The following is a 1,521-nucleotide window of genomic DNA, read 5'->3' as shown; positions in this document are numbered from 1 at the left end:
CTGTTACCTCGTTTGGTTATGCCGCCTAATTTCTGTTTTCCCCCACTGGAAAACTCTTTAGGAACCAGTCCTAAATTTGCAGAAAAATGCCGAGCACCATGATAGCCAGAGTAATGAAATCCAGCCACCCAAGTTAAAACAACATAATGCACTCGAAGTTTAGATTCAAGCAACGACAAGTCACTAAGTCGCGGAAAAACCGACAAGGTGGGGTTGAAATGGATAATGATGGATTAAATTGTGCTATTTAACTGAAAAATGGTGATTTTTAGCAAGAGTCACCTAACCCATTGTCTGGTTGGCTGTGTAGAAAGATAAAGCCGATGAATAAGCTTGAAGTCAGCCTGCTTTGAGGTGCTGGCAGCAAGACGCAAAGTGCCGTCGTCGCTTCTCTAAATGCTCACAGTAATCGGTAAGTTCTTGCAATGTTCCCACAGGGCCATGAAACAACTTGCCAAACTCTGTGGTGAGCTTGAGCCAGTTGTCTTGCTGGATATTCAACCTTGTCAGTAGCTTGGCGCTATTGTCACTGATAGCACCACGTTTGTCATTTCGAATAATTCGACCTGTATCATCCACCAATTGAAGGTAGTCCGTTAATGAAAACGCAATGCCATTGGGCTGGTTTTCGCGTTCATTGCCAATAAAAGACAGTAGGTTTGGGGGCTGCTCACCTTTCAATGCCGCCTGAATTCGAAGCTGAATACTGGTGTGATCTGATTGCTCCAGTGTATCGGCCATTTTGGCTCTGATAGGATTCAAATCAACATACGCCATACAGGCTAAAACTGCGGTCTCATCGAGTAAGGCCTGCGATTTAAAACGACCTTCCCAGAAACGACCTGTACAGTTATCTTCTTGATTTGCTTGCCTTGCTATCGGTTCATTCAAACAACGCATGAACCAACTGATGTCACATAAACGGCTTCGATACGTCGCGATGCTATGTTTTAATCTATTGACCTCATGGGCCTCGACCAACTCACCCGGGCGAATTTATGAGTTAATTCATTGCCTTTAAATAACTTATGCCACTGCTCAAGCACTTCTCTGTCGCTCCAGCGATTCGCCGTCTCGATATCAATGCGTAACACCACGTGCAGATGATTCGACATCACCGCAAAGGCAGCCACATCTATCGCAAAAACCGCTTCAAGTTTAAACAATAACGACTCAACCCAAGCTCGGCGATGGTCATAATTTTTACCAGAATAAGCATCATTACCCCACAAAAAGGCGCGACGGACGACACGACTGCAGCAATGGTAGAAAGGCGTGTCCTCAACACTGATCTGAGTTCTTCTTGGGCGCGGCATAGCAAGTCCTCCACATCAACACTTTTATTGAGTCTAGTAGAGGATCCTAAATCATGCGATTTAACCTGGGTGGCTAGATTTTTTAAGATTTTTTAGCCCAATGGGTACTCGAAGGTGATATCAAAGCCTGTTTTGACAAGATCGGTCATCAATGGCTTCTTGATAACATCGCCGTAGATAAGCGGATGTTGGAACAATGGTTAAA

Annotated in this window: 2 pseudogenes; both read right to left on the bottom strand. The window is 44.5% G+C overall.

The annotated features are described in order from the left end of the window. A pseudogene (locus L2744_RS21370) lies at positions 1–104 on the bottom strand (transposase); the annotation flags it as partial. A gap of 235 nt (positions 105–339) precedes the next feature. Next, a pseudogene (locus tag L2744_RS21365) lies at positions 340–1,316 on the bottom strand (transposase). Positions 1,317–1,521 lie beyond the last annotated feature (205 nt).

It is taken from the genome of Shewanella profunda (assembly GCF_023283765.1).
GTDB lineage: Bacteria > Pseudomonadota > Gammaproteobacteria > Enterobacterales > Shewanellaceae > Shewanella > Shewanella profunda.
This window is presented reverse-complemented; position numbering and strand designations above follow the sequence as displayed.